The organism is Streptomyces sp. NPDC033845 (assembly GCF_055576225.1).
Map to the genome: position 1 here is coordinate 370,793 of NZ_JBVIRI010000002.1, position 20,655 is coordinate 391,447.

Annotated in this window: 19 protein-coding genes and 1 pseudogene; 10 read left to right on the forward strand and 10 right to left on the reverse strand. The window is 74.9% G+C overall.

Annotated elements, in window-relative coordinates; all coding sequences use genetic code 11:
- Positions 1-5: 5 nt before the first annotated feature.
- Complete coding sequence (locus tag ACZ50K_RS05745; RefSeq protein WP_468897889.1) at positions 6-467, reverse strand: nitroreductase family deazaflavin-dependent oxidoreductase; 462 nt, start codon at positions 465-467, stop codon at positions 6-8.
- Positions 468-625: 158 nt separating this feature from the next.
- On the opposite strand from ACZ50K_RS05745, the gene ACZ50K_RS05750 reads away from it, so the two are divergent.
- A complete protein-coding gene (locus ACZ50K_RS05750; RefSeq protein ID WP_468897891.1) occupies positions 626-1,318 on the forward strand; it encodes a TetR/AcrR family transcriptional regulator in 693 nt (230 codons plus the stop codon).
- 198 nt (positions 1,319-1,516) lie between these two features.
- Here the strand turns inward: ACZ50K_RS05750 and ACZ50K_RS05755 are convergent, their stop codons facing one another.
- Positions 1,517-2,254, reverse strand: a complete 738-nt coding sequence (locus tag ACZ50K_RS05755) for a maleylpyruvate isomerase family mycothiol-dependent enzyme (RefSeq protein ID WP_468897893.1) — start codon at positions 2,252-2,254, stop codon at positions 1,517-1,519.
- Between the two features lie 63 nt (positions 2,255-2,317).
- Between ACZ50K_RS05755 and ACZ50K_RS05760 the strand changes: the two genes are divergently transcribed.
- Both ACZ50K_RS05760 and ACZ50K_RS05765 read left to right on the forward strand, forming a co-directional pair.
- Positions 2,318-3,127 carry an alpha-ketoglutarate-dependent dioxygenase AlkB family protein gene (locus ACZ50K_RS05760; protein ID WP_468897895.1) on the forward strand — a complete coding sequence of 270 codons (810 nt, stop codon included), beginning with the start codon at positions 2,318-2,320 and terminating at the stop codon, positions 3,125-3,127.
- A 31-nt stretch (positions 3,128-3,158) separates the two neighbouring features.
- Positions 3,159-4,385, forward strand: coding sequence for an ROK family protein (locus ACZ50K_RS05765; RefSeq protein WP_468897897.1), 1,227 nt, complete (start codon positions 3,159-3,161; stop codon positions 4,383-4,385).
- A gap of 67 nt (positions 4,386-4,452) precedes the next feature.
- On the opposite strand, the gene ACZ50K_RS05770 is transcribed toward ACZ50K_RS05765, so the two are convergent.
- Entirely contained in the window at positions 4,453-4,968 is a 516-nt protein-coding gene (locus ACZ50K_RS05770; RefSeq protein WP_468897899.1) for an ATP-binding protein, read from the reverse strand.
- Between the two features lie 151 nt (positions 4,969-5,119).
- Between ACZ50K_RS05770 and ACZ50K_RS05775 the strand changes: the two genes are divergently transcribed.
- Both ACZ50K_RS05775 and ACZ50K_RS05780 read left to right on the forward strand, forming a co-directional pair.
- Positions 5,120-6,250 carry a PLP-dependent cysteine synthase family protein gene (locus ACZ50K_RS05775; RefSeq protein ID WP_468897901.1) on the forward strand — a complete coding sequence of 377 codons (1,131 nt, stop codon included), beginning with the start codon at positions 5,120-5,122 and terminating at the stop codon, positions 6,248-6,250.
- Positions 6,251-6,284: 34 nt separating this feature from the next.
- Positions 6,285-7,217 (forward strand): SCO4651 family lipoprotein, encoded by a 933-nt coding sequence (locus ACZ50K_RS05780; RefSeq protein ID WP_468897903.1) that lies wholly within the window; start codon positions 6,285-6,287, stop codon positions 7,215-7,217.
- A gap of 9 nt (positions 7,218-7,226) precedes the next feature.
- Here the strand turns inward: ACZ50K_RS05780 and ACZ50K_RS05785 are convergent, their stop codons facing one another.
- The 6 genes from ACZ50K_RS05785 to ACZ50K_RS05810 form a co-directional block, all read right to left on the reverse strand.
- Entirely contained in the window at positions 7,227-7,718 is a 492-nt protein-coding gene (locus ACZ50K_RS05785; protein WP_468897904.1) for an SRPBCC family protein, read from the reverse strand.
- 117 nt (positions 7,719-7,835) lie between these two features.
- Positions 7,836-10,352 carry a right-handed parallel beta-helix repeat-containing protein gene (locus ACZ50K_RS05790; protein ID WP_468897906.1) on the reverse strand — a complete coding sequence of 839 codons (2,517 nt, stop codon included), beginning with the start codon at positions 10,350-10,352 and terminating at the stop codon, positions 7,836-7,838.
- A gap of 109 nt (positions 10,353-10,461) precedes the next feature.
- Positions 10,462-11,073, reverse strand: a complete 612-nt coding sequence (locus tag ACZ50K_RS05795) for an Rv1733c family protein (protein ID WP_468897907.1) — start codon at positions 11,071-11,073, stop codon at positions 10,462-10,464.
- Between the two features lie 277 nt (positions 11,074-11,350).
- Positions 11,351-12,184: an MOSC domain-containing protein gene (locus ACZ50K_RS05800; RefSeq protein WP_468897909.1), complete on the reverse strand. Its 834-nt coding sequence runs from the start codon at positions 12,182-12,184 to the stop codon at positions 11,351-11,353.
- Between the two features lie 43 nt (positions 12,185-12,227).
- The gene (locus tag ACZ50K_RS05805) at positions 12,228-12,806 is read right to left on the reverse strand and encodes a DUF6643 family protein (protein WP_468897911.1); all 579 of its coding nucleotides are present in this window, start codon (positions 12,804-12,806) and stop codon (positions 12,228-12,230) included.
- A 217-nt stretch (positions 12,807-13,023) separates the two neighbouring features.
- Positions 13,024-14,214 (reverse strand): glycosyltransferase, encoded by a 1,191-nt coding sequence (locus ACZ50K_RS05810; protein ID WP_468897912.1) that lies wholly within the window; start codon positions 14,212-14,214, stop codon positions 13,024-13,026.
- A gap of 144 nt (positions 14,215-14,358) precedes the next feature.
- On the opposite strand from ACZ50K_RS05810, the gene ACZ50K_RS05815 reads away from it, so the two are divergent.
- The 4 genes and pseudogenes from ACZ50K_RS05815 to ACZ50K_RS05830 all read left to right on the forward strand — a co-directional run.
- A complete protein-coding gene (locus ACZ50K_RS05815; protein ID WP_468897914.1) occupies positions 14,359-15,156 on the forward strand; it encodes a glutamate racemase in 798 nt (265 codons plus the stop codon).
- Between the two features lie 88 nt (positions 15,157-15,244).
- Positions 15,245-15,760 (forward strand): hypothetical protein, encoded by a 516-nt coding sequence (locus ACZ50K_RS05820; RefSeq protein ID WP_468897916.1) that lies wholly within the window; start codon positions 15,245-15,247, stop codon positions 15,758-15,760.
- Positions 15,761-15,803: 43 nt separating this feature from the next.
- On the forward strand, positions 15,804-17,501 hold the full coding sequence (lnt, locus tag ACZ50K_RS05825) for an apolipoprotein N-acyltransferase (RefSeq protein WP_468897918.1): 1,698 nt from the start codon (positions 15,804-15,806) through the stop codon (positions 17,499-17,501).
- Positions 17,502-17,510: 9 nt separating this feature from the next.
- A pseudogene (locus tag ACZ50K_RS05830) lies at positions 17,511-17,978 on the forward strand (NUDIX hydrolase); the annotation flags it as partial.
- Positions 17,979-18,067: 89 nt separating this feature from the next.
- Here ACZ50K_RS05830 and ACZ50K_RS05835 read toward each other — a convergent pair.
- A complete protein-coding gene (locus tag ACZ50K_RS05835) occupies positions 18,068-18,829 on the reverse strand; it encodes a trypsin-like serine peptidase (protein ID WP_468897920.1) in 762 nt (253 codons plus the stop codon).
- A gap of 289 nt (positions 18,830-19,118) precedes the next feature.
- Here ACZ50K_RS05835 and ACZ50K_RS05840 point away from each other — a divergent pair, with 289 nt between their 5' ends.
- Entirely contained in the window at positions 19,119-20,408 is a 1,290-nt protein-coding gene (locus ACZ50K_RS05840; RefSeq protein ID WP_468897922.1) for an ATP-binding protein, read from the forward strand.
- Positions 20,409-20,655 lie beyond the last annotated feature (247 nt).

The following is a 20,655-nucleotide window of genomic DNA, read 5'->3' on the forward strand; positions in this document are numbered from 1 at the left end:
CGTGTCTACGGCGAGACGGTGAGGCGGAAGACGGGGTGGTCGGGGGCGGCCGCGATGAGTTCGGCGTCCGTGGAGTTCGCGGTCACGCCCTGGAAGAACCGGTTGACCTCCCAGCCCCATTTCTTCAGGTAGCCGCGCAGCACGGCGGCCTTCTCGGCGGGGTCGGTGAGCTCGACGGCGGTGAAGGTGCGGACCCTGCGGCCCACCCGGAGCTCGCCGCCCCCGGCCGCCCGCATATTGCGGACCCACTGGGAGTGGCCGCGGGCCGAGACCAGGTACTGGCCGTCGTCCTGCCGGAAGGGGTTGACGGGAATCCGCTGCATCGTTCCGGAGACCCGGCCGCGGACCGAGAGCTCGGCGGTGCCGGCCAGGCTGATGCCGAGGCGGGCCAGCCTGCCGACCAGCGCGTTGAAGCGGGCGTCGAAGCCGGTGGTCTTGGCGTAGTAGTGCGGGGCCTTGGCATTCATGGCTGCTGCTCCTGGTTCTGGTGCTCACATTGGAGAGCGGTGCTCTCGCTTGTGAGCAGTGTGCTCTGATCGGTGCTCCATTGCAAGAGCACTGCTCTCGAATTGGTGCGCTGCTCCGTTTTTTGGGCACTGCTCTCGCTTCGTGGCACACTGAGGCCATGAGCACCGTGCGAGGGGCCCGAGCGAGGGCGCGGATCGAGGTCACCGCCGCGATCAAGGACGAAGCGCGCCGCCAGCTGGCGGCCGAGGGCGCGGCGAAACTCTCGCTGCGCGCGGTAGCGCGCGAGCTGGGCATGGTCTCCTCGGCCCTCTACCGATACTTCCCCAGCCGGGACGACCTGCTCACCGCCTTGATCATCGACGCGTACGACAGCGTCGGCGCAGCCGCCGAGACCGCCTTCGAGGCCACTGCCGGGGCCGCGCCCCGGGGCCGCTGGGTCGCCGTCTCCGAAGCCGTCCGCGGCTGGGCGCTGGCGCGCCCGCACGAGTACGCGCTGATCTACGGTTCGCCGGTTCCCGGCTACAGCGCCCCGCAGGAAACCGTGGGACCGGCCTCCAGGGTCGGCAACGTGCTGATCGCGGTGGTCCGCGAGGCCCATGAGGGCCCGGGGCTGGCGCTGCCGCCACTGCCCGCCGAACTCCGGCCCGAGGCCGAGCGGATGACCGAGGAGTTCGCCCGGGGACTGCCGCCGCAGGTGACGGCCGCGCTGGTGGCGGCCTGGGCGCAGCTGGTGGGGCTGATCTCCTTCGAGCTGTTCGGCCAGTTCCAGGGGGTGGTGGCGGAACCGGAGCGCGCCCGGTTCTTCGCCCACAGCGCGGACCGGCTGGCCCGGGAGGTCGGTCTGCCATAGTCCGTGCCGGGTGCTCCGGTCCCGCGCCGACCCCGGTTCCCGGGCTCGCCCCGGCCCCGGGTCCCGGGCCTCCGGTCCCGGGCCGACCTCTGCCCTCGGCCCCGAGTGTCGGCCTGACTTCGGCTGGGTGCAGGTGCAGGTGCAGGTGCCGGGTCCGGGGGTCGTCTGGTCGGGCCCGGTGCCCCGCGGTGGGGCGGATTAGATGCCGGCCCGGTCGATCCAGAGGCGGGTCAGGTCCTGGTCGCCGGTGACGGTGGGGCCCTGGAGGGGGAGGCGGTTCCACAGGGCCGCGTAGAGCCAGGAGGCTTCGGCGGTCACCTCGCAGTCCGCGGGGCCGGCGTCGTCGAGGACGGTGCGGGCCGGCTCGGGGGACAGGTGGACGGACCAGACCGCGCCGGTGTCGGCCGCCCGGACCCGCAGCAGCCGGGGTTCGGGGGTGCGGACCCGGCTGCGGCCGCGGGCGTGGAAGCCGGTGAGCAGTTCGTCCACACCGTCCTCCGCGAACGCCGCGTCCACCGGTCCGAACTCCCGGCCGTCCGCCGCCTCGGCGTCCAGCCGGTGGACGGCCGTCTCGTGCGCCTGCCGGCGGGCCCAGAACTCCAGGGGCGTAGGTGCCGTGGGAAGGAAGGTCCAGCACTGGAGGTCCTCCGGCGCTTCCCGCAGGGCCCGGAGCAGGGACTGGTGGCCCTCCCGGAACCAGTGCAGCAGCTCGGCGCCGGTGAACTCCGGGGCCGCCGGGAACGGGGTCCGGTCGGTGTGCGCCTCCGCCACGTAGCCGGTGGCCCAGCGGTGGACCGCTCCCGTGTGCCGCAGCAGATCGGCCACCCGCCAGCCCGGGCAGGTGGGCACCGGTGCGTCGGCCCCGGCCCGGGCGGCCGCTTCGGCCAGCAGCGTGCCGTCCCGTTCCAGGGTGCTCACATAGTCACTGAACCTCATGCGCGGCAGTGTGCCATGCGGCCGCGCGGCTCGTCCGGCCGCGCGGCCGGGCACCATGGGGGGATGGCAGGGGACGCGTTCGAGCTGTTTCCCCGGGAGCGGACCGAGGTCGCCCCGGGGGCCGTGCACGTGCCGGGGTGGTTGGGGGCCGGGCGGCAGCTGGAGCTGGTCGAGGCCTGCCGGCGGTGGGCGCTGCCGCCCGCCGGGCTGCGGACCGTACGGACCCCCGGCGGGGGGACGATGACCGCCCGGCAGGTGTGCCTGGGGCTGCACTGGTATCCGTACGGCTACGCGTCCACCGCCGTTGACGGGGACGGGGCACCGGTGAAGCCGATGCCCGACTGGCTCGCGGATCTGGCCGATGAGGCCGTACGGGCCGCGTACTCGCCCGGTGGCTCGTACGGACCCCTCCACCCGGGCGCCGGGCCGAGCCCAGCCGGCCCCGATCCGGCCGCGCCCGCCCGGGCCGAGGGCCCCGGCTTCGGCTCCGGCTCCCGTCCCAGGGGCGGGGGCGGGGGCCGGGACGTGGTGCCGCGCTATGACGTCGCGCTGGTCAACTTCTACGACGGGGACGCCCGGATGGGCATGCACCGGGACGCCGAGGAGCGGTCCGGGGCGCCCGTGGTCTCGCTGAGCCTCGGGGACTCCTGTGTCTTCCGGTTCGGGAACACGGCCTCCCGCGGCCGCCCGTACCGGGACGTGGAGCTGCGGAGCGGGGACCTGTTCGTGTTCGGCGGGCCCTCCCGGCTCGCCTATCACGGGGTCCCCAAGGTGTACCCGGGCACGTCGCCGGCCGGACTCGGGCTGACCGGGCGGCTGAATCTGACCCTTCGGGTCGGCGGACTGGACCGGGACGGCGGACGACGGGCCTGAGGGTCGCGCCGATCATGGGAGGATCGCCCCTATGAACGGCAACGCCAACACGGGATCCACGCGCAGCAGGCTGGAGAGGGGACGAGGAGCCCTCGGGCCGGCGCTGGAGCTCGTACACACCGGGCGGGCGCCCACCCGGGCGGTCCTGACCGCGGAACTCGGGGTCACCCGGGCGACCGCCGGGGCCGTCGCCGCCGAACTCGAAGCACTCGGTCTGATCCGGGTCGACTCCAGCCCGCGCGGCGCGGGCGGCACCCAGGGCCGCCCCTCGCACCGGCTGTCGGTGGACGAGAACGGGCCCGTCGCCCTGGCGGCCCAGATTCACCCGGACGGGTTCCGGGCCGCCCTGGTCGGCCTCGGCGGCCGGATCGTGGCCACCGCTCCCGGCCGGACCGTCTCCGCCGACCCGGCCACCGTGCTGGCCGCGGTGGTGGAGTCGGGCGCCGCACTCCTGGCCGAGAGCGGCCGCCGCTGCGTGGGCGCGGGCCTGGCGGTCCCCTCGGCGATCGCCGAGCCCGAGGGCACCGCACTCAACCCGCTGCACCTGTCCTGGCCGGCCGGGGCACCGGTGCGCACCGTGTTCGCCGACTGTGTGAAGGCCGCCGGGATCGACGGCCCGGCCCTCACCGGCAACGACGTCAACCTGGCGGCGCTGGCCGAGCACCGGCACGGGGCCGGCCGCAGCGCCCAGCACCTGCTGTGCGTGGCCACCGGCCACCGGGGGGTCGGCGGCGCGCTGGTCCTGGACGGCCGCCTGCACAGCGGGAGTTCCGGGCTGGCCCTGGAGGTCGGCCATCTGACCGTCAACCCGGAGGGCCGGGCCTGCCACTGCGGCAGCCGCGGCTGTCTGGACGTGGAGGCGGACCCGCTCGCCTTCCTGACCGCGGCGGGCCGCACCCCGGGCCCGGAGGTGTCGCTGCTCCAGCAGGCCCGCGACCTGCTGCGCGCGGAGTTCGGCGATCCGGCGGTACGGGCGGCCGCCGAGGAGATCGTCGACCGGCTGGGGCTCGGCCTGGCGGGCCTGGTGAACATCCTCAACCCGGACCGGATCATCCTGGGCGGGCTGCACCGGGAGCTGCTCTACTCCGACCCGGAGCGGCTGCGGGCCGTGGTCGCCGACCGCAGTCTGTGGGGGCGCAGCGGGGGAGTGCCGATCCTGCCGTGCACCCTGGACCACAACAGCCTGGTCGGCGCGGCCGAACTGGCCTGGCAGCCGGTGCTGGACGATCCGCTGGGCACCCTGGGCGCGGCTGCCTGAGCGGCCCGCCGCCCCGCCCCGCCGTCCCGGACCGCCGCCCCCGTCCCGGACCGCCGCCCCGCCGAGCTCAGGCCGGCGCGGGCTCCGACACGGGTGCTGCCAGGGCCACGGGCTCCGGTACGGAAACCGGCACCGGGGCCGCGAGGGACACCGGCTCGGCCGGCAGGGCCTCCAGCCGGACCGGATCCGCCGTGTCCAGGCAGAACCAGACGGTCTTCCCGGCGGCGCCGGACTCGTGCCGGGCTCCCCAGTTCTCGCTGACCGCCTCGATCAGGGCGAGGCCGCGACCGCGGGTGTCCGTCGGTGCGGCCACCCGGAGCTCGGGCAGCCGGGGGTCGTTGTCGCGCACCGAGACGGTGAGCCGGTCCCGCCGCAGCTCCAGCACCACGGTGCAGCCCTTGTCGGGCCCGGCATGGCGGTGGACGTTGCTCAGCAGCTCCGTCACCCCCAGCACGGCCCGGTCGACGAGCGGGTCGAGCTGCCAGTGGCGCAACTGGGCGGAGACGATCCGCCGGACCTGGCGGATCCGGGACGGGACGGCCTGCAACTCGACGGTGCAGTGCCTGCGAGAAGAACTGATCACGGCTGCGACTCCCCGACATCAGTGTTACGGGCGCTGCACCCTCAGTGACACCACACCAGAGTCCCCCTCCGGCACTCCCCGCGCAACACATACGCGGATGTACATTGCGAAAGCGTGCATATCGGGCGCGCCTTTCGAGAGGACGCGGACCATGGGCACCAGCGGGACCACCGTGGACGTGGACCGGTCCGACCCGGACTACCGGGCCTGGCTGAAGGAGGCCGTACGGAAGGTCCAGGCGGACGCCAACCGGTCCGCGGACACCCACCTGCTGCGCTTCCCGCTGCCCGAGCCCTGGGGCATCGACCTCTACCTCAAGGACGAGTCCACCCACCCCACCGGCTCGCTCAAACACCGCCTGGCCCGCTCCCTGTTCCTCTACGCCCTGTGCAACGGCTGGATCCGGCCCGGCCGTCCGGTGGTGGAGGCCTCCTCCGGGTCCACGGCGGTCTCCGAGGCCTACTTCGCCGCGCTGATCGGGGTGCCGTTCGTCGCGGTGATGCCGCGCACCACCAGTCCGGAGAAGTGCCGGCTGATCGAATTCCAGGGCGGGGACTGCCACTTCGTGGACGATCCGATGACGGTGTACGCGGAGGCGGCGTCCCTCGCCCGCCGCACCGGCGGCCACTACATGGACCAGTTCACCTATGCCGAGCGGGCCACCGACTGGCGGGGCAACAACAACATCGCCGAGTCGGTGTACCAGCAGCTGCGGCTGGAGCGGTATCCCGAGCCGGCCTGGATCGTGGCCACCGCCGGGACCGGCGGCACCTCCGCGACCATCGCCCGCTACGTCCACTACATGCAGTACGACACCCGGATCTGCGTACCGGACCCGGAGAACTCGGTGTTCTTCGACGGCTGGACCCGCCACGACCCCGGGGTCACCGCCGACTGCGGATCCCGGATCGAGGGCATCGGGCGGCCCAGGATGGAACCGAGCTTCGTGCCCGGGGCCGTCGACCGGATGATGAAGGTGCCGGACGCGGCGAGCGTCGCCGCCTGCCGGGCGCTGGAGCGGGCCATCGGCCGCAAGGCGGGCGGCTCGACCGGCACCGGCCTGTGGAGCGCCCTGCGGATCGTCGCCGAGATGGCGGCCGCGGGGGAGCGGGGGAGCGTGCTGACCCTGCTGTGCGATCCGGGCGAGCGTTATCTGGACAAGTACTACTCCGACGCCTGGCTGGCGGCCCAGGGTCTGGACATCGGCCCCTACGAACGCACCATCGACACCTTCCTCGCCACCGGGTCCTGGGACGAGTCGGCGGCTTCCGGCGGGGAATAACCCCGGGGTGAGTCCGACGACCTGGGGTGGGGACATGAACGGGACGAACAGCAAGGGAACGCCGAAGACGGGGAACGGGGTCGCGGCCTTGGCGGCGTTACTGGTCGCGGTCGGGGCGCTGGGGGCCACCGGCTGCTCGGGCGACGACGGGACGGCGGACGGGAAGGCCGGCGGAAGCACGGCGGCACCCTCCGGGAGCGCGTCCGGGAACGCGTCCGGGGCCCCGGCCACGCCGACTCCGACGCCCACGGCGGACAGTCTGGAGGCGATGGTCGCCGCGCTGGGCAAGGCCTCCGACGCGGCCGCCGCGACCGGCTCCGCCGAGGTGCGGATGACGGTCCGCTCCCCGGACACCGGCGGCCGGGCGGCCGTGATGGAGGGCACGTACTCCTGGGGGAACGGCCTGGCGATGGAGGCCGAGGTGCCGGCCGCCGACCTCAACATGCAGTCCCTGGTCGCCGACGGCACGGTCACCTACCGGCTGGTCAAGGGCGCCTACTACTACCAGGTCGACCCGGCGCCCTCCGGCCCCTACCGGGGCAAGAGCTGGCTGAAGGTGGAGGCCTCCGCGGTGCTCGGGGAGAAAGGGGTCGCCGCCCTGGAGGGGCCCCGGAACGACCCGACGGCCGGTCTGAAGTCGCTGAAGTGGGCGGACGGGGTCACCCGGCTCGGCAAGGAGACCGTGCTGGGCAAGGCCACCGACCACTACCGGGCCACCATCCCGCTGGACCGGCTCGGCGCGGGCGCCGAGGCGTTCAGCGCGCTGGGTCCCGGCACCGAACTGGTCACGGACGTCTGGGTGGACGAGGAGAACATGCCGGTCCGGCTGAACCAGGTCTTCGGCTCGCTGCGGGTGGACATCGACTTCCACTCCTTCGGCGCGGCCAGGGACATCCCGGTCCCGCCGGCCGCGCTGACCGCCGACATGACCGAGGAGTTCAAGAAGGCGAGCCGGAAACAGGGCTGACAGCACCCGTCAGGGGCGGCCGGCGGACCGGGCACGCAGCAGCCGGCCGTCCAGGGTGCGGACCGCCGTGCGGAAGGAGCGGCCCAGGGCCGGGCGGGCCGCCGTCAGGGCGAGACGGAAGGAGGCGGGGCCGTCCGCCGCGAAGGTCCAGCGGACCCGGGTGCCGGTGCCCCGGGGGGTGAGCCGCCACTCCTCCAGCAGGGCCCGGACCCCGGGGGCGTTCGTCTCGTCCACCCGGTAGGCGTAGCGCCGTTCCGGCTCCGCGGCCATGATCGTCTCCTGGAAGCGGACCCCGCCCGCCAGCCGGACCTCCCGGCCCGCGCCGCCGTGCGTCGGCCGGGCCAGGGTGACCGCCCGGAACCAGGCGGGCCAGCCGGTGACCTCCTCGGCCAGCGCGTGGTAGACCTCCTCCGGGGAACCGGCGGCCATCGCGTCGAACACCAGCCGGACCGGGGCCGTCTCGATGAAGTCGAGTCCGACGGGACGCAGTGCGCGGGGCATGGCGGTCGCTCCTCGGGTCAGGGGCCGGGGGGTGCCCGGACACCCTAACTGGCGGAGCGTCAGATGTCTCGGGCGGCCGACCGGACGCCCGTCACCGCACGGCCGGCCGGACGCCCGTCACCGCACCGCCGCCGGTACGACCGGGAGTTCGGGCAGGTCCGCCGGGAAGAGCAGGGTCAGCTCCTCCGTGCTCGGCTCCGACAGCTGGGCCACCCGCCCGGCGTGCCGTTCCACCATCGACTCGAAGGTCTGCCGGGCGGTGCGCCCGTTTCCGAACGCCGGCCCCTTGGGGAGTGCGGTGAAGTAGCCGAGCAGGGCCCGGACGGTGTCCTCGCCGAGCCGGTACTCGTGCTCCTCGGCCTGCTGCTCGACGATCCGCAGCAGTTCCTCCGGGCCGTAGTCGCCGAAGGTGATGGTCCGGGAGAACCGGGAGGCCACACCGGGGTTGACGGTCAGGAAGCGGTCCATCTCCGCCGTGTAGCCGGCGACGATCACCACCACCGCGTCCCGGTGGTCCTCCATCAGTTTGACCAGGGTGTCGATGGCCTCCCGGCCGAAGTCCCGGCCCGAGTCCTCCGGGGCGAGGGCGTACGCCTCGTCGATGAACAGCACCCCGCCCCGGGCCCGTTCGAAGGCCTCCTGGGTGCGGATCGCGGTGGACCCGATGTGCTCGCCGACCAGGTCCACCCGGGACACCTCGACCAGATGGCCGCGTTCCAGCACGCCCAGCGAGACCAGGATCTCCCCGTACAGCCGGGCGACGGTGGTCTTGCCGGTGCCGGGGGATCCGGTGAAGACCAGATGGCGGCGGACCGAGGCTGCCTTCAGGCCGGCGCGCTGCCGCCGCCGGCCCACCTCGATCATGTCGGTGAGGGCCCGCACCTCGCGCTTGACGCTCTCCAGACCGACCAGTCCGTCGAGTTGGCCGAGCACCTCGGTGGACTCCCGGGCCGTGCCGGAACCGGACCCTGACCCCGATCCGGATCCGGTCGGGTCCGCGGCGTCACCGGCACCGGCCGCACCCGCCCGGCCCGCCGGGGCGGTGGCCGTGCGGGGCCCGGCGGGGGTGGACTCGCGGGCCGGGGTGGGGATCCGGGGCGGGTCCTGCCGGAGCTCCCCGGCGGCCGGGCCGCCGCCGGAGGTCCCCAGGACCCCGGGGCGCTGGGGCAGTTCGTCGCCGGTGCAGTCCAGCAGGACCGGTCCGTCCTCGGCGAACTCGTAGCCGCCGCGCTCGCAGCGCTCGGTGCGGCAGCCGGTCAGCCGGGTGTGGCAGCCGTCGATCACATGGAAGCCGAAGCCGCCGCTGCCGGTGACCCGGCAGTCGGTGAAGGTGCCCCGGCCGCCCGCCGACACGTAGAACCCGGCCTCCACGGCGGAGCCGACCACACAGCGTTCGACGACCGGGTCGGCCCCCTTGGTGACGATCACCCCGGTCTGGACGGTGTCCACGGTGCAGTCGGTCAGGCCGCCGCCGCTGCCGTGGTCGCGGAACCAGGCGCCGGTCCCGGCCTCCCGGATCCGGCAGTCCGCGAGGGTGGCGGTGGCCCCGTCGCTGACCGATACGGCGGTCCGGGAGACCTGGGTGAGATCGCTGCCGGTGACCTCGGCGCCGGACCCCCGGTCCAGGACGAACAGGGCGTCGGGGACGTCATGGATCCGGCAGGAGTCCAGCGAGGCACTGGCCCCGTCGCTGATCCACACCGCCGGGTAGTCGCCGGTGCTGTCGTGGATCTCCGAGGACTCGGCGACCACCCGGGTCCCCGGGTCCCAGACGGAGAGCCCGTTGCGGCCGAACCGCCGGACCGTGCTGCGGCTGAGGGTGAGGACCGAGCGGGAGCGCAGGTCCACCGAGTTCTCCGGCACGTCGTGGATGTCGCACCCGGCCAGCGACAGCACGGCGTCGGTGTCCAGGGTGACCCCGTCGGCGGTGGTGCGGTGCACCGAGCAGTCGGTCATCCGGGCCGCGGCCCGGGCCGCGATCTGCACCCCGGTGCCCCGGATCTCGTACACCTCGCAGCCCAGGGCCTCCAGACCGGAGCCCTCCCCGGTGACGGTGATGCCGGCACCGGTGCTGTGGTGGATCCGGCAGCGCTCCAGCCGGGGATGGCCGCCGCCGCGAACCACGAGACCGGTCTGCCCGGCCGCCAGCACCTCGCACTCCTCGAAGACCCCGCCGCCGCCGTCGAGCACCGCGATGCCCACGCCGGCCGGGTTCTCCACCGTGCAGCGGCGGACCAGCGGGCGGGCTCCGCCGCGGACCTCGATGCCGGCCGCCGAGCGGGTGCTGACCCGCAGGTCGGTCAGTTCGGGAGCGCCGTCCTCGACGAGCAGCGCGGGAGCGGCCCGGTCCTGCCCTTCGAGGTGCAGGTCCTGGACCACCGCCGAGGCGTACACGGTCAGCGCGACCCCGTCGGCCGGGGCGATCCGGACCGAGCCGACGGCCGAACCCTCCGGGCCGCGCAGGGTGACGGCATGCCGCAGCACCAGGTTCTCCCGGTAGGTGCCGGGGGCGATGGACAGCACGTCGCCGTCCCCCGCGGCGGCGATGGCCGCGGTCAGCGTCGGATACTCACCGGAGCGGCGCCGCCACCGCGATGTCCCGCCGTGCGTCACCTGGACCGTGCCCTGAGCCATGGTGCTGTCGTGCCCCCGCCCTCGTACTCGCGCGGCCGGAGCCGACGTTCCGGCCGCGTTGCCGTCCGCCGGTCCACCGTAGCGCGCGCGGGGCCGGGGAGTTGCCAGGTCAGCTGCCCGCGCCCGCCCGGCCCCAGTCCGGTCCGGCCGCGGCCCAGGCCCGGTCCAGTCGTATGTACCGCCGGTGCATGAGGCGGCGTACGACCATCCGCCGGAGCGTCTCCACCAGCGCGGCCACTCCGAGGGCGGCCGCCAGCCCGGCCATCGCCGCGTGCATCCCGGCCGTGGAGGGGTCCAGCGGCCGGCCGACCAGCCGGCCCCGCAGATCGGTCCAGATCCGGAACCGGTCGCCGGACCTGGGGGGTTCCTCGGCGGCGGGCACCGTCCCCTGGTGGCGGGTGCCGTCCGGTGCGGTCCAGGACGCCACGATCTTCGTCCGCCGGGGGGTCTGCGCCCCGGCCGAGGGGTCGGCCTCGGCGCCGGGCGGCCGGCCCGCCACCGGGCGCACCACCACGGCGGGCACCAGGAAGCGCTCCTGCCGCTGCTCCCGGGCCGCCCGTTGCAGGGTGGCGTCCACCTGGATCCCCGAGATCCAGCCGATCGCGGGAGCCGCGACCAGCAGACACAGCAGGGCGGTCATGGCCACCCAGGCCTCGATCAGATCGGTGGGCCGGCGCAGCGGATTGCGCCGCCACCGCCAGACCCCCGCAGCCGCTCGCACGGTCGGGCACCCCCTTCGCCTCCGTCGGGCTGTGCGCCCGGGGACGGACAGGCCTGCGGCCAAGCCTCCCCCAAGCCTCGCGGGCGCGCATTCCGGCACCGGCGAGAGCTGCGTCACCCACCGGCCGGATTCCGGTCATCGGACGCCGCGCGCACCTTCCTCACCGGTCAACGCGGCCGACGGGCGGTCCGGTTCCGCGCGCGCCGGAGGACTGCTCGAAGGTGTCACTCCGGATGGCCGCCGGGGGCGCAGGGGGTCGCCGGGCGGGCGTCGGGGGTCATTCCAGGATCCGCACCCCGTCGCCCAGCCGCAGGGTGCCCAGCCGGACCGGCACCAGCTGCCGTCCGAAGGCCAGGGACTTTCCGATCCGGTGGTGCGTCGCCAGGGTCCGCAGCGGCTCCTTGCCGCGCAGGCCGGTCCGCTGGTCGGTGGTGGTCACGATGCAGCGGCCGCATTCCCGCGCGCCCCGGAAGAGGGCTCCGCCGATCTCGATCAGCCGCCAGTGGTCCTCGGCCCAGGCGGTCGCCCCGGCCACCACCACATTCGGCCGGAAACGATTCATCGGAAGGGGCCCTTCCGCCGCGTGGGAGCCCTGTGCGATCAGTTCGTTGAGGGCGTCCAGGGAGGCCTGGGTGGTCAGCAGCAGCGGATACCCGTCCGCCAGCGACACCGTCTCGCCCGGCAGCGCGTAGTCCGGGTCGACGGGCCGGCGCACCGACGGGTCGTCCAGGTGCACCAGCCGGGCCGGTTCGCCCAGATAGGCGGAGAACCAGGCGTGCGCCGCGGCGTCGGCGACGACGGTCTCCCACTTCTTCCCGAACAGCAGCACCGGTTCGAGGATGCCGGGCTCGGGCACCGCGACCGTGAGCCCGGGCATGCCCGGTGCCGACAGCCGGACCCCGCCGCCCTCCAGCGGGCGGGCCCCGGCGAGCGCCAGCCTCGGCTGCTGGCGCTGGGTGATGACGCTCCCCTCGGCGTCGACGACGGCCCACCGGCGGTCCCCGGACAGCCCCCAGGGCTCCACGGCCACCTCGTCGGGAGCTGTCCCCGCTACCGACTTGACGGGGTGGACGTGGAGCGCCTGGACGTACAGCGCCGAATCGTTCGACATGGAGGCATCCTGCCAGCCGCCCGGGCCGGCCCGCCTCCGTGTCTCAGTAGCCGCCGCGCCCCTGGTACGGGCGGCCGTACTGGTCCTCGTACCCCTGGACCGGGGCGACCTGCACCGGGACCTGCACCTGCACCGGACGCGGGGCGCCCGGGCGCATCGCCTCGTACCCGCCGGCGCTCATCGCCGGTACCGGGCGGGGCTGCTGCGGGGCCTGCTGCTGGTAGCCGCGGGCCTGCTGGGGCTGCTGCTGCGCCTGTTGCGGCAGGTACGGCACGGCGGCCTGCTGGAGCGGCATCGGCTGAGGGGCCTGCTGCTGGTACGGGTACCCGTACGCGGGGGCCGCCTGCTGCGCGGGCACCGGGGCGGACGGCAGGGCCGGCAGCGCGGGCAGGGCCGCCGGCAGGGCGGGCAGATAGCCGCCGGAGCCGGCGGAGTTGCCGAGGCCGTTGTGGCCGGCGCCCGAGGGGTACCCGCCACCGACCGGTTCGTACGCGGCGGGCACCCGGATGGGGGCGATCTGCGGGGTGCCCCGTTCGGCGACCAGGGAGTCGTAGATGGGGGTGTCCGGGAAGGAGGGCGCGGAGTAGTAACCGCCGCCATAAGTGGAGCGGGGGGAGGTCATGTCACATAAGTTAAGCCCACGGCTTCACCGGGTCCATAGCCCAGGGCCCCCAACACCGTCCTGACCTGCATCTTCGCAGGTCAGGACCGCAGCTTTCACTTGACGTTCACGTGCACGATTCGTCGCTTCCGCCCGTGATTGCCACTTCTCGTACCCCCGGTGTCGCCCGGAGTTGTGACGGATTGTCACCGTGACGCGATGGGGAGCTGACGGTCTCTCAGGCGTCGGTGGGCCGGGCGTAGGTCCGCCCCTTCCAGGCGGCCCCCCGGCCGCGGTGGTGCTGGACCGCGGAGTCCACCGTCATCAGCAGGTACAGCAGCGCGGTGAACGGGAGCAGCGGGGCGAGGGCCGGGGACTGCCGGTAGTAGCGCAGCATCGGCACCGCGGTGCCCGCCATCACCAGCCAGGCCAGCCCGCCCGCCCAGGCGGTGGCCGGACGGCCGGCGGCCAGTCCGGCGGCCAGCGCGCACGGGGGCACCAGATAGACCAGCACCAGACCGAGGACCGTGCCCGCCAGCAGCTCCGGACGGTGCCGGAGCTGGGTGTAGGCGCTGCGGGACACCATCCGCCACAGGTCCCCGAGCCGGGGGTAGGGGCGGACGCTGTGCACCCGGTCGGCCAGCCCCAGCCAGATCCGGCCGCCGGACCGCTGCACGGCCCGGGCCAGGGACACGTCGTCGATCACCGCCTGCCGGATCGAGTCCGGCACCCGGGCCCGGTCGACGGCCTCCGACCGCAGCAGCACACAGCCCCCGGCGGCCGCGGCGGTGCGGGCGCCGGGCCGGTTGACCCACCGGAAGGGGTAGAGCTGGGCGAAGAAGTAGACGAAGGCGGGCACCACCAGGCGCTCCCAGAAACCGGCCACCCGCAGCCGGGCCATCAGGGACACCAGGTCCAGGCCCTCCCGTTCGGCGGCCTCCACCAGCGCGCGCAGACTGTCCGGGTCATGGGCGATGTCGGCGTCGGTGAGCAGCAGGTACGCCGGTGCCGGGCGCGCGGCGTCGGCGCGGGCGGCCGCGATGCCGTGCCGGAGGGCCCACAGCTTGCCCGTCCAGCCCGCGGCCGGCTCCCCGGGCGAGGTGACGGTCAGCGGGATTGCGGGGTGCTCCCGGGCGATCCGCCGGGCCAGGGCGGCCGTCCCGTCGGTGCTCCCGTCGTCCACCAGATAGACCCCGGCGGGTCCGGGATAGTCCTGGGCGAGCAGCGAGGGCAGGCTCAGCGGGAGCACCTCCGCCTCGTCCCGGGCGGGGACCACGACCGCCACGGAGGGCCAGTGCCCCTCCCGGGGCCCGGTCGGCGGGGTGCCGGGCGGCAGCCGGACGTCGGTGCGCCAGAACATGCCCTGGCCGAGGAGCAGCCACAGCCAGATGACGAGGGAGACGCCCGCGGCGAGGGTGAACAGGCCCATCGCCGCAGTGTGCCCCACCGCCCCCGCCGGAACCCGCGAACCCGCCGCAGCGCGCCGGGCCCGCACGTCCGGCAGGCGTCCGGTGGGTGTCCGGTGCGCGTGCCCGGCCGGTCGGTGAGCGGAGAGGTCCATTAAAGTGACCGGGTGAAGATCGCGCTGATGGACTCAGGAATCGGCCTGCTCGCGGCGGCCGCCGTGGTGCGGCGGCTGCGGCCCGACGCCGATCTCGTCCTGTCCTCCGATCCCGACGGGATGCCCTGGGGCCCCCGCACCCCCGAGGACCTCACCCGGCGCGCCCTCCAGGTCGCCCGCGCGGCCGCCGGCCACCGGCCCGACGCCCTGATCGTCGCCTGCAACACCGCCACCGTGCACGCCCTCGGCGCCCTGCGGGCCGCCCTGGAACCGGGGATCCCCGTGGTCGGGACCGTACCGGCCATCAAGCCGGCCGCCGCGGCCGGCGGGCGGATCGCGATCTGGGCGACCCCGGCCACCACCGGAAGCCCCTACCAGCGCGGTCTGATCCGGGACTTCGCCGGGGCCGCCCGGGTCACCGAGGTGCCGTGCCCGGGGCTCGCCGACGCCGTGCAGTGGGCCGACGAGGAGGCCATCGCCGCGGCGGTGGCGGCGGCCGCCGCCCTGACCCCGCCCGATGTCACCGACGTGGTCCTCGGCTGCACCCACTACGAACTGGTCGAGGACGCCGTACGCGCCGCGCTGGCCGTCCGCACCGGGGGAGCGGAGCTCACCTTCCACGGCTCCGCCCTGCCGGTCGCCACCCAGGCGCTCCGCCGCCTGGGCGCCGTCCCGGACCCGGACCGGCCGGCCACCGGCGCACTGACCGTGCTGTTCAGCGGCCGGACCGCCGAGCTGCCGCCGGAGGCCCTGCGCTACTCCGAGGGCCGGCTGCTCGCCGAGGGCGAGAGCGCCACCCTCAGCGGCTGACCCCCGCGGCCGGCCGACCCCGCCGGCCGGCCGACCCCTCCGGCCGGAGCCGGTGGCGCGCCCGCCGAAGCTGAGTACGCTGCGATACATGACGGGTCACCCTCCGGGGCCGTTGTGGACCGGCCGCGCCGCCAACCGGGCGCAGTGGCTGCTCTCCGCCACCGGCCTCGCCTGCATCGCCCTCGGCATCGTCCTCGCGGTCGGCTCCGCGTGGACCGCGGGGAGCGTGCCGCTGGCCATGTCGGTGGTCGGCTGCCTGGCGGTCGGACTGCTGGTCCTCTACGGAACCCTCGCCTTCGTCCATGTGCACGTCACCGTGGACGCCGAATCGGTGGAGGTCCGCTGCGGGCACATCGGACTGCCGCGCCGCCGGTTCCGGCTCGACGAGATCGCCTCCGTCGAGTACCTCCCCCGGGTCACCCCGCACGCCTGGGGCGGCTGGGGACTGCGCTGGCGGCCCGAGAAGGGCACCGCCGTGGTGGTCCGGCGCGGCCCCGGCCTGGAACTGAGACTGGTCGGCGGCAAGGTGTTCACCGTGACCGTGGACGACGCCGAGAACGCCGTCCGGGTCATCCGCACCCATCTGCGGGCCCTCGCCCGGTAGCGCGGATCGGGCCCGCACGGCATGGGGACGTACACTCCGCCAGATGAGCAGCAGCACCAGTCACGTGGTCGAGAACGAGCCTGAGCGGCCGCCCGGCACCACCCCCGCCGGCGAACCCACCGACGCCACCGACGCCACCGGAGCGGCCGGATCCGCCGGACCCGCCGAGAGCCCCCAGGCCGCCCGGACCGCCGCCGGGCCGGCCGACGCCCTGACCGCACGCTTCGGCCGGGCGGCCGGCCCGCTGCGCGCGGCCGGCGCCGCCCTGGCCGGAGTCCTGCTGTACCTCAGCTTCCCGCCCCGCCCCCTGTGGTGGCTGGCCCCCTTCGCGCTCGCCCTGCTCGCCGGCTGCCTGTACGGACGGCGGGCCCGGGCCGGGTTCGGCCTCGGGACCCTCTTCGGCCTCGGCTATCTGCTGCCGCTGCTGGTGTGGACCGGCGAGGAGGTCGGCCCGGTCCCGTGGCTGGCCCTCACCGCCATCGAATCCCTGTTCTTCGGCCTCACCGGCCTCGGGATCGCCCTGGTGTCCCGCCGCCGCGGCTGGCCGCTGTGGGCCGCCGCCGTCTGGATCGCCGGGGAGGCCCTGCGGGCCCGCGTCCCGTTCGGCGGGTTCCCCTGGGGGAAACTGGCCTTCGGCCAGGCCGACGGCCTCTTCCTGCCGCTCGCCGCACTCGGTGGCACCCCGCTGCTCTCCTTCGGCGTCGCCCTCTGCGGATTCGGCCTCTACGCCACCGCCCGCGCGGCCCGCACCGCCCCCCGCCGCACCACCGCCCTGCTGGCCGCGCTCACCGTCGCCGCCCCGGTCGGCGCGGCACTGGCCGCCCGCCCGCTGGTCTCCGACAGCCCCCAGGCCGGCACCGCCACCGCCGCCGTCATCCAGGGCAACGTGCCCCGGCTCGGACTGGACTTCAACTCCCAGCGCCGCCAGGTCCTCGACAACCACGCCCTGCGCACCGAGCAGCTCGCCCGGGACGTCCGGGCCGGCCGGGTCCCCGCGCCCGACTTCGTCCTCTGGCCGGAGAACTCCTCCGACCTGGACCCCTACCAGGAACGCGACGCCTACGAGGTCATCGACAAGGCCGTCAAGGAGGTGGGCGTCCCGGTGGCCGTCGGCTCGGTGCTCTCCCCGGCCACCGGCCCGCTCCGCAACACGATGATCCTGTGGGACCCCGTCAAGGGACCCGTCGCCACCTACGACAAGCGGAAGATCCAGCCCTTCGGCGAACGCATCCCGATGCGCTCGGTGGTCCGGATCTTCAGTTCGGACGTGGACCGGGTGCGCCGCGACTTCGGCGCCGGCAAGGAACCCGGGGTCTTCGACATGGCGGGCAGCCGGATCGGCATGGTGACCTGCTACGAGGCCGCCTTCGACGACGCCGTCCGCTCCACCGTCCGGGCCGGCGCCCAGGTCATCGCCGTCCCCAGCAACAACGCCACCTTCGGCCGCAGCCAGATGACCTACCAGCAGCTCGCCATGGACCGGGTCCGCGCCGTGGAGCACAGCCGCACCGTCCTGGTCCCCGTCACCAGCGGGGTCAGCGCCGTCATCCTGCCCGACGGGAAGGTGGTCCGGCAGACGGAGATGTTCACCCCCGACGCCCTGGTCGAGAAGATCCCGCTGCGCACCACCCAGACCCCCGCCACCCGGCTGGGCCCGCTGCCCGAGTACCTCCTGCTGGCCCTGGCCGCCGGGGCGCTCGGATGGCCGCTGGTGCGCCGGGCGCGCCGGGCCCGCCCGTAAGGTCGGGGGATGGGCACCCCCGAGTTCATCCGCGCGGTCCGAGCCACCGCCGGCCACCAGCTGCTCCTGCTGCCGGGAGTGACGGCCGTGGTCTTCGACGACCGCGGCCGGGTGCTGCTCGGCCGGCGGGCGGACACCGGCAACTGGTCGGTGATCGGCGGCATCCCCGAGCCCGGGGAGCAGCCGGCCGAGACCGCGGTCCGCGAGGTGTACGAGGAGACCGCCGTGCGCTGCACGGTGGAGCGGGTGGTGCTGGTGGAGATGCTGACGCCGATCACCTACCCGAACGGCGACGTCTGCCAGTTCTCCGACGTCACCTTCCGCTGCCGGGCCCTGGGCGGCGAGGCCCGGGTCAACGACGAGGAGTCCCTGGAGGTGGCCTGGTTCGAGCCGGACCGGCTGCCGCCGCTCCAGCCGTTCGCCCTCCAGCGGATCCGCCGGGCCATGGCCGGGGAACCGGCCTGGTTCGCCCCGGCCGGGTTCCCGCCCGAGGCGGCGGAGTTTCCGGTCGGGCCCCCGGGGGAGTTCTCGCCCGAGGCTTCGGCCGGGGTCGCGGACGAGGCTCCCTAGAGGATTCCGTCCGCCGTACCGGAGTAGAGGGCGCGGGCGGCCGGGCCCAGGACGGCGCTGTAGGAGACGTCCGGGTCGGTGCCGCCGCCCTGGTAGCCGCCCAGCACCCCGGTCAGGGCGCCGTCGGCCAGCCACGGACTGCCGCTGGTGCCGCCGCTCAGGTCCGGGCAGGAGATCCGGCGCTGGCCGGCGGAGAGCCGCCCGGTGCGGTTCGCGCAGCGCACCGGGAGGTCCCGGTCGGCCGGATAGCCGAGGACGGTGACCGTGCTCCCGGCCGCCTCCCCGAAGGCCACCGGGAAACCGCCGACCACCTCCTCGATCCGCCGCCCGTCCAGCGGGGCCACCGTCACGAACGCCAGGTCGGCGTCCGGATCCCCGGACCGCTCCCAGGCCGGGTCCACCGCGCGGCCGGTGAGCCGCCAGTACCCGTACGGCGCCCGGCCGTCCCGGTAGCCCGGCGCGAACACGGTCCCGGCCAGGTCCCCCAGGCAGTGCGCGGCCGTGGCGATCAGGTCCCGGCCGGCGCTCTCCACCACCGAGGCGGTGCAGAAGTGGCCGCCGTCCGGCCCGCCCGCGAACAGCGGCCCGACCCGGTCGGCGGCCGGGCCGGCCGCCGCCACCGAGGTCACTCCCGGCCGGTCCACCGCCGAGGCGTCCGAGGGGTACGCCGACAGCAGCGCGGCCATCGCCGCCAGCGCGAGGGCGGTCCGGGAGAGCCGCCCCGGGCGGGCCGGAGCCGGGTCCGTGGTACCGATCATGGGCCGAGCCTGCCGGGCCGTCCTGTGAACGGACCCCCGGAGCAGCTGGGAGTTCCCTGTGAATCCGTGAGTCCGCAGCCCCGCGGAGGAATCCGTGAGTCCGCAGCCCCCGGACACCACCCACAGGCGCTGCGGACGAGGTGCGGGCACGCTGCGGGCGCGGTCTATGGACGCGGCGGAGGGTTTCCCTCCACCCTGTTGTGCACCACGGAGCGTGATCGCGCGGGGCCCGCCGCCCTAGCCTCACCGCAAGGCGCGACGCAGTGCACGAACCGAGGGGCGGTACCCGGTGAACTGGCTCATCCACGACTACCGCGAGAGCGATCTCGCGGCGGTGGTCCACCTGATCGACACCACGGCCGAACTGGGCCAGGAGTCGGTGTTCTCGCTCGCCGAGTGCATCACGGCCCTCACCGACCGGCAGCCCGCCGTGGTCGCCGTCCACCAGGGCGTCCCGATCGGGGCCGCGCTGGCCACCGTCTCCGGGGAGCGGGCCTGGGTGATGCGCATCGCCATCGCGGCCGGCTGGCGCGGCCGGGGCCTGGCCAGCGCCCTGCTGGTGGAACTGGAGCGCCGGCTGATCGCCGCCCGCGTCGGACGGATCTCCTACGTGCTGCCCGAGGAGGACCTCCTCGGCGAGGGCCTGCTCAACGCGGGCTACACCCGGCAGCCCGCCGTGGCCTACTTCGAGAAGACCGAGCCGCTGCACGGCCCGGCCGCCGGCCTCCTCGACGACCTGGGCGGCCGGTTCCTCGGCAACGACCTGTGGGACAAGGTCGCCGGGATGGAGACCGAGAAGCACCTCATCGAACGGCGGGTGGTGCTGCCGCTCGCCGAACCGGAACGGGCCGCCCAGCACGGGGTCCGGCCGCCGCGGGCCATCACCCTGTTCGGCCCGCCCGGCACCGGCAAGACCACCTTCGCCCGGGCCGTCGCCTCCCGGCTCGGCTGGCCCTTCGTGGAACTCCTGCCCTCCCGGCTCGCGGACGAGGGCAACCTGGCGGCGGCGCTGCGCTCGGCGTTCTCCCGGATCGCGGAGCTGGAGCGGGTGCTGGTGTTCATCGACGAGGTCGAGGAGATCGCACCGGTCCGTACGGAGCCGGCCCAGCCCGGCGGCATCCACGGGGTGACCAACGAACTGCTGAAGCTGATACCCGGCTTCCGGGAGGGCGACGAACGGCTCCTGGTGTGCGCGACCAACTCGATCCGCTCCCTGGACCCGGCGTTCCTGCGGCCCGGCCGCTTCGACTACCTGATCCCGATCGGCACCCCGGACGCCGGGGCGCGGGCGGCGATCTGGTCCCGGTACACGGAGGGCCGGGGCGATGTGGACGTGGCGGCGCTGGTGGCGGCGAGCGAACTGTTCACCCCGGCCGACATCGAGCACGCGGCCCGGATCGCCGCCCAGGTGTCCTTCGAACGGGACCTGGAGGCGGTGGGGGCGCGGGTGGCGGCCTCGGTGCGGATGGGGGCGAGCACAGAGGACTACCTGGCGGCGGTGGCCCAGTGCCGGCCGACGGTCACCCCGGCGATGACGGGCGAGTTCCAGGCCGACATCACGGCCCACGCCCGGGTCTGACCCGGCGCCGAGCGGAAGGGGGGCGGAGGAGGCGGCCCGTAGTGCTCCCCAAAGCACTACGGGCCTTCCGTGCGGACAAGCGGCCGCACGGAACGACCACGCCCCGGTTGGGGTGTACGCCGGCTGGGGCGTGGACGACTGGCCGCTCGGGAGCCTTGTGGGCGCCCCGCTCAACACAGTCGAGTCAACCAGCCGGCCCACCCCCCGGGCTTCGGCCGGACGGCCACACCCGGACTCGTCCGAACGG